A 7086-nucleotide genomic window follows, 5' to 3' on the forward strand; every position below is an offset into this window, starting at 1 on the left:
GATGAATCGCGCAGGTTCGCCGTGCGGGTGCGTTCTCCGCGCGATTCCATGGTCATGCTGCCGTCAGCGGTGCTGCGATGCACGGCTGGACGCGATGCTTCGGCGTGTCGCTGCGGCGTGTCTCAACTGGAGGTTGACGGTTTGCTGTCGGGTCGAGCCACCTCACCGGTGGAAGTCGTCCGGCTCCACCGAGTCGAGGAAGGTGCGGAACCGCTCGATGTCGTCCTCCTGCGGGTCCATCACGACCTCGACCCCGACGACCGCGACCACCTCGGCGGAGCACAGGACCGGCGCGTCACGTCGCACCGCCAGCGCGATGGCGTCGGATGCCCGGGAGTCGATCCGCGCACCCGTGCTCAAGACGATCTCGGCATGGAAGATCCCCTCCTCGAGCGCCACGATCTCGACATGGTCGAGGCTGACGTGCAGCGCGTCGAGGATGGAGCAGATGACGTCGTGCGGCATCGGTCGCGGGGCCGGGACACCGGACTGACCCATCGCGATCGCGCCCGCTTCGCGGGGACCCACGACGATCGGCACGACCAGCTCCGAGTCGGCATCGAGCAGCAGGACGACGATCTCCTCGTTCACCGCTCGCCGGCGCACGCCGAGGACGTCGACCGGGACCATCGGGACGTCATCAGACATGTCTCCACCGTACGACCAAAGCCGGTGCGCGTCAGGTCGTCAGATCGGAAACGCCCTGCCGCACCCACGCAGTATGGAGATTCGCGCACATTTCACCCAGCTCCGCAGCGGTCGTGCCTGCACGCGCACGGGCGGACGGAGCCTGGAGACCTCGCAACGGTGCGACGACCTGCTCGACGAGCGACACCTGACGGTCGGCCGCCGCACGGAGCGAACGCAGGTGACGAGGCTCGATGCCGTACTCCCCCAGACCGGCCGCGAGGACGACGATCTCCCGAGCCCAGCCGTCGAAACGGCCGGCCGCGTCAGGGCGCAACGCCCCTGACGTCACGAGCGCCTCGACGAGCTCGACCTCCACGCCCGCGTCCCGTGCCAGCGATGCGAGGGAGCCGTGCGTCGCGACCGGACGGGCGGACTCGCCGTCGCTCGTGGCCAGGCGCGGGATGAGCGGCTGGTCGCTGCTCGCCTCACCGGCATCGAGCGACGCCAGCTTCTCCTTGATCACCTTGAGCGGCAGATATCTGTCCCGCTGCTCGATGAGGACGAACCGCAGCCGCTCCACGTCCGCAGGGCTGTACTGCCGATACCCGGCGGGCGTCCGGACGGGCTCGACGAGCCCCTGCTCCTCGAGGAACCGGAGCTTCGAATGGCTCACCGCCGGGAACTCCACACGCAGGCTCCCCAGCACGTCGGAGATCCTCATCGAGGCTTCGTGAGAGATCCCCTGCGGCCAGGTCTCGTCGGCGACGAGCCGCACCTCGGGCTCGCCGCGGTCCTCGCTCGCCTGGGCCAGCATCGCGAGCAGGTCCTCCCGCCGGGAGGAACGAGCAGCGCTCACTCGGCAGCCTGGCCTGACCCTGCGGAGGACTTCAGGAGCGGGCTCGGGTAGAAGAGCATGCGGTACTTGCCGATCTGCACCTCGTCGCCGGCCCGGAGCAGCGCCGACTCGATCCGCTTGCGGTTCACGTACGTCCCGTTGAGCGAGCCGATGTCGCGGACGAGGAAGTCGTCCAGCTCGCGGACGAACTCCGCATGCTTCCGAGACACCGTCACGTCGTCGAGGAAGATGTCCGAGTGCTCGGAACGGCCAGCGACGGTCCGGTCGGCGTCGAGAAGGAAGCGGGAGCCGCCACTCTGGCCCCGCTGCATGATGAGCAGTGCGGACGTCCGCGGGAGGGCCGCGACAGCGGACTGCTGCTCGGCCGTCAGGCCGACCGTCGCCGGAACGTCCTCGGCACCGAAAGCGCCACCGAAGCTGATCGTCGTGTCGCCCAGGTCGCGCGGCGCGCCGGATCCAGCCGCACCCGACCGCTCGTCAGGGAATTCGCTGCTGTTCCTCATGTCGCCTCCTTGAGATCCTCGCTGACACTCACCGATCGGTGCCCGTCGCCGGGAGAGTTATCGGCCCCTGATCTGCACAACCTTAGATCGTGCGCAGACTTTTTCGGAACTGTTCGGTGTCATCGACGCTACACCGGCCCAGATTCAGCCGGCGTCGCCGCCCGGGCTGGCAAACTCCGGCTCGTCCGGCTCACGGACAGCCTTCACCTCGATGAGCTCTCGCGGCTCGATCGTCGCCGTACCGCCGTTCGTGCGGATCGTGGGTAGCGCCCCTCCAGGAATCTCCATCGCGGGCTGCAGCGTGAGCGGATCGCCGATGACCGCCCAGCGGTACGGGGCCGACGCGGCGATGCCGTCGATGACGATCCCGCTGCGGGAGTCGAGGAAGTAGCTGCTCGTGACCATGCGGATCCCGTTCACCTCGATGACCTCGGCGCCCGCGTTGCGCAGCTCCTCGAGGACGTTGAACATCCGAGCCGCCGAGACCTTCGTGTCGCCCTCGACGATCGTGATCTCGACTCCCGGGCCCTCCGCAGGAAGCCGGCCGGAGAGGATCCCCTGCGTGGCAGCATCCTGCTCGGCGAGCTCCAGTGCCGCGCGCTGTGAGTCCGTGCCCGACCGGAGGTCGAACTCGGTCTTGAGGAGAGAGGAACGCTCGCGGTCGAGGTCCTCCGACCTGCGCGTGACGTCGTCGAGGATCCGGACGAGGTCCGACTGCCGCAGGTTGGCGAACTCGTCCTGCCTCGTCTGCCGGAGCTGGACGACGAGCGCGAAGCCCAGCACCGCGCAGAGCACGGCTGCAAGAACCTGCGCCCGGCTCATGTGCGGCTTGCAGGCCGCCATGAGGCGACGCCAAGGAGTGCCCGGTCGCCCGGACGGGGTGGCGACCGCAGCATCGGGGATCTCGGGGGCCTCGGGGGTCACGGACTCAGGGGCGGCAGGGTGGAGGATCGCGGGCTCGGCGACTGCGCCAGACGGCTCAGGGTCGTCGTCCCGGTCGTCGGGCGCGTCCGGGAGACCTGCGTCCTCATGGCCCTCCGGTCCCGACGCGACCACGCTCGTCGTGGGTCGCGCGACGGGAGACTCAGGCGTCGTCTCGGCGCTCTCGAGCCGGACGGTCTCGAGCTCGACGGGACCGACGGGCGGGTCCGGCACAGGTGTCAGAGCTGGCACGACGTTCGGCGGAGTCGCCCCGGTCTCGAGAGACGCCTCCGCGTCGGCCTCGTCGGGAGTGCTCGGACGCGCCCCGGGAGTCTCCGGTCCGGTCATGCGCGGAAGAGGTGACGACGGATCGCAGCGGCGTTGGAGAAGATCCGGATACCGAGGACGACGACCACACCGGTCGACAGCTGCGTCCCGACCCCGAGCTGGTCGCCGAGGAAGACGATGAGCGCGGCGACGACGACGTTCGAGAGGAACGACACGAGGAAGACCTTGTCGTCGAACATCCCGTCGAGGAGCGCGCGCAGGCCACCGAAGAGTGCGTCGAGGGCAGCGACGACCGCGATCGGGAGGTACGGCTGGAGGTACACAGGAACCGTCGGCTCGAGCCACAGCCCGGCCGCCACCCCGAGCAAGAGTCCGAAGACCGGAATCACGTTGTTCTCCCCCATGCGGTAGTCATTGGCTGCCATTATGGTCGTCGATCGGCCGTGCCGAGTACAGGACGGGCGGTTTCCCGGCCTGGAGAGCCACGTCGTCGTGGCTGGTCAGGGTCGTCTTGATGCCGTACGCGGACGCGAAACCCTCGAGCTGCTGCATCGCCGACGACCGCGCGAAGTCGGTCTCGAGGCCGTTGCGGTCTCCGATCGCCACGACGTCGTACGGACCGCTCACGCCGACGAGGTCGACGAGGATGGCGCTCCCAGCGCTCCGGATCGCCGTCGTCGCAGTCAGACGCTGACCGTTGATGGAGATCGCCTCGGCACCTGCCGCCCAGAGAGCGTTGACGACGAGCTGCAGGTCGGTGTCCTGGACGAGCGCCTTCGGGTTCTCGGCGGCGCTCGCCCCGTCCTCCACGGTGACCGTCAGCCCAGGCCCGCGGACCGCTCCCGTCCCGGAGACGATGCTGTCCCGCTGGAGAAGCGCGAGCATCCGCGGGTCGGTCGTCTCCAGCGCGGAGTCACGGAGCGCGTCGATGGATGCCTGGAGCGTGGCATTCTGCGCGGCCTTCGCGTCCACCTGGTCGCGGCGGTGGACGATCTCGTCCTCGAGAAGGGTGCGAGCGGCCAGGACGGACGGCTCCGGGGCTCGCAGCTGCACGGCGGCGCTCGCCGTCACGAGTCCGAGGAGGACCGCCAGCACGAGGAGGGCGACCGTCGCGAACGGCCGTGGGGTCGCTGACGCACCGGCCGCTCGGCGGCGGGCGGCGGCTGCGTAGGAGGGGTCCAACGGCTGCCGCATCACCTCGTTGAGCAAGGTCATCGATGCGTCGACCGCCGGTCGACCGGAGAGCGACTCGTCCGAGAGCCTGCGGCCTGTCACGAGCCGGTCCGTCCGGCGCCGACGAGCCGCGACGTTTGGTGGACGTAGATGCCGCCCGAGTACCAGTACATCCCGACCCCCCACCAGGCGAACGCCCACCCGAGCACCGAGGCCCAGGTCCCGATCGCGCCCGGCGCCTCGGCCAGCAGCAGGAGCGGGAAGGCGTAGAGGAGGGCGAAGGTCGCCGCCTTGCCGACGAAGTTGACCGGGAGCGGGCCGTAGCCGTGGCGGGAGAGCCGCGGGAGGAGGAGCAGGAGCAGCACGTCGCGACCCACGATGAGCGCGACGAGCCACAGCGGGACGATGTCACGCCAGGCGAGCGCCACGAGAGTGACGAAGATGAAGAGACGGTCGGCAGCAGGGTCGAGCACCTGGCCGAGCTCCGAGACCTGGTCGAGCCGGCGCGCGACGACGCCGTCGAGCCAGTCGGTGAAGCCGGAGAACGCGAGCACGACGAGCGCCCACCCGTCGTGCCCCTGGACGATGAGCACAGCGAAGACCGGGACGAGCGCCAGCCGGAGCAGGCTGATCGCATTGGGCACGGTGACGACACGACTGCTCACGTGCGGATCCCTGACGACGCCCCCCACCTCACATCCTTCCGCGGTACCTGTTTCCACGACCATCCTAGGCGTGTGTCTGAGGTCACCCGTCACGCCCTCGCGCTGCTCCCGAGTCACCGAGTACAGTGATGTCATTCCTCGGAGTTCGTCGCGGGTCCCGCGTGTGCGTGTGTTAGTGGCCGAACCGGCCCAGTGTGTGTTTTCGGGATTGCGACACCGGCCGATCTTCCATGGCTCGACCGACCGCTCCCCCACACCACTGAATGGTTGCCTTCCTCCATGACGTCTCTTGACACCGCTGCGCCCGAGCGCGCCCAGAACGACGCCGACACCACCGTCGTCGCGCCTTCCGCCGTCACCTTCGCCGACCTCGGTCTGCCGGCCCCGCTCCTCCAGGCCGTCCTCGATCTCGGCTTCACGATCCCCTCGCTGATCCAGGAGCGCGCCATCCCCGCGCTGCTCGCGGGCAACGACATCACCGGCGTGGCCCAGACCGGTACTGGCAAGACGGCGGCGTTCGGCCTCCCGATGCTCGCCGCGATCGACCCGAACCTGCGTCAGACGCAGGCGCTCGTCCTCGCCCCGACGCGTGAGCTCGCCATGCAGGTCGCCGAAGCCATCGAGAGCTTCGCGAAGCACCTCCCCGGCATCGAGGTCATCCCTGTCTACGGTGGCGCGCCGTACCAGCAGCAGGTGCGCTCGCTCTCTCGCGGCGCACAGGTCGTCGTCGGCACGCCGGGTCGTGTCATCGACCACCTCGAGCGTGGCACCCTCAAGCTCGACGGCATCCGTTTCCTCGTCCTCGACGAGGCCGACGAGATGCTCCGCATGGGCTTCGCCGAGGACGTCGAGAAGGTCTTCGGAGCCGCGCCGGTCGAGCGCCAGGTCGCGCTGTTCTCCGCGACGATGCCTCCTCAGATCCGCCGCGTCGCCCAGCACCACCTCCGCCAGCCCGTGGAGATCGCCGTGTCCCGGCAGTCCTCGACGGTCACCGGCGTGACCCAGCAGTTCGCCGTCGTGCCGTTCCGCCACAAGATCGGATCGCTCACCCGCGTTCTCGCAACCTCCGACGCGGATGCCGCGATCGTCTTCTGCCGCACCCGTGGTGCAGCCGAAGAGGTCGGCAGCGCGCTCATCGAGAAGGGCATCTCCGCCGCCACCATCTCCGGTGACGTCGCCCAGAAGGACCGCGAGAAGATCGTGGAGCGTCTGCGCAACGGCTCGCTCGACGTCCTCGTCGCCACCGACGTCGCCGCACGTGGCCTCGACGTCGACCGCATCGGGCTCGTCGTCAACTTCGACATCCCCGGCGAGCCCGAGGCCTACGTCCACCGCATCGGCCGCACAGGCCGCGCAGGCCGGACGGGCACCGCGCTCTCCTTCGTGACGCCGAACGAGCGCGGTCGCCTCAAGACGATCGAGCGCACCATCCGTCAGCAGCTCGTCGAGATCGAGATCCCCTCCCCCGCGGACGTCTCGAGCTACAAGGTCCGCCGCGCGTTGGGCCTCGTCGCCGAGCGTCAGGTGGCCGGTCGCCTCTCGATGTACCAGGACCTCGTCCGTGAGTACGTCGAGACCCACGGCATCGACCCGATCGAGCTCGCTGCCGTCCTCGCCGCGCTCTCCGTCGGCGACAGCGGACCTCAGGCCCGCGCCGAGGAGGAGCTCTTCGAGGCGCAGCGTGCGGAGGCTCGCGACACCCGCCGTCGTGACGATCGCGCCAGCTCCACCCAGAGCGACCGCAACGACCGCGGCCCCCGCCGCGACTCGAGCGACACGCGTCGGGCTCCCCGCCGCGACGCGATCGGGACCCGCTACCGCCTCTCCGTCGGTCACACGCACGGTGCCCAGCCCAGCGGCATCGTCGGTGCGCTGACGAACGAGGGCGGCCTCTCGGGCAAGGACCTCGGCAAGATCGACATCTTCCCGAGCTTCTCCCTCGTCGACATCGCCACCCCGCTCGACTCGGCCACGATGGACCGGATCGGTCGCGCGCGCGTCGCCGGCAAGGCGCTTCGCATCACGGTCGACGACGGCCCCGGCTCCTCGC

General features: G+C 69.5%; 8 protein-coding genes. 1 reads left to right on the top strand and 7 read right to left on the bottom strand.

Translation table 11 applies throughout. From position 1 onward, the window contains the following. Positions 1–162: 162 nt before the first annotated feature. The 7 genes from ABKW26_RS09605 to ABKW26_RS09635 form a co-directional block, all read right to left on the bottom strand. Positions 163–648 (bottom strand): bifunctional nuclease family protein, encoded by a 486-nt coding sequence (locus ABKW26_RS09605; RefSeq protein ID WP_348593088.1) that lies wholly within the window; start codon positions 646–648, stop codon positions 163–165. Positions 649–679: 31 nt separating this feature from the next. Then, positions 680–1486, bottom strand: coding sequence for a MerR family transcriptional regulator (locus ABKW26_RS09610; protein WP_348593090.1), 807 nt, complete (start codon positions 1484–1486; stop codon positions 680–682). Beyond that, the gene (locus ABKW26_RS09615; RefSeq protein ID WP_348593092.1) at positions 1483–1989 is read right to left on the bottom strand and encodes an FHA domain-containing protein; all 507 of its coding nucleotides are present in this window, start codon (positions 1987–1989) and stop codon (positions 1483–1485) included. The genes ABKW26_RS09610 and ABKW26_RS09615 overlap by 4 nt, the downstream gene beginning before the upstream one ends. Before the next feature lie 144 nt (positions 1990–2133). Beyond that, positions 2134–3258, bottom strand: a complete 1125-nt coding sequence (locus ABKW26_RS09620; RefSeq protein WP_348593093.1) for a DUF881 domain-containing protein — start codon at positions 3256–3258, stop codon at positions 2134–2136. Continuing rightward, the gene (locus ABKW26_RS09625; RefSeq protein ID WP_348593103.1) at positions 3255–3587 is read right to left on the bottom strand and encodes a small basic family protein; all 333 of its coding nucleotides are present in this window, start codon (positions 3585–3587) and stop codon (positions 3255–3257) included. The genes ABKW26_RS09620 and ABKW26_RS09625 overlap by 4 nt, the downstream gene beginning before the upstream one ends. 22 nt (positions 3588–3609) lie before the next feature. Next, entirely contained in the window at positions 3610–4473 is an 864-nt protein-coding gene (locus tag ABKW26_RS09630) for a DUF881 domain-containing protein (RefSeq protein ID WP_348593095.1), read from the bottom strand. Continuing rightward, entirely contained in the window at positions 4470–5036 is a 567-nt protein-coding gene (locus tag ABKW26_RS09635) for a CDP-alcohol phosphatidyltransferase family protein (protein ID WP_348593097.1), read from the bottom strand. Before ABKW26_RS09635 ends, ABKW26_RS09630 begins: the two co-directional genes overlap by 4 nt. Positions 5037–5315: 279 nt before the next feature. Between ABKW26_RS09635 and ABKW26_RS09640 the strand changes: the two genes are divergently transcribed. Continuing rightward, a partial coding sequence (locus ABKW26_RS09640; RefSeq protein ID WP_348593099.1) for a DEAD/DEAH box helicase occupies positions 5316–7086 on the top strand: 1771 nt, incomplete at its 3' end.

The organism is Sanguibacter sp. 25GB23B1 (assembly GCF_040012415.1).
GTDB lineage: Bacteria > Actinomycetota > Actinomycetes > Actinomycetales > Cellulomonadaceae > Sanguibacter.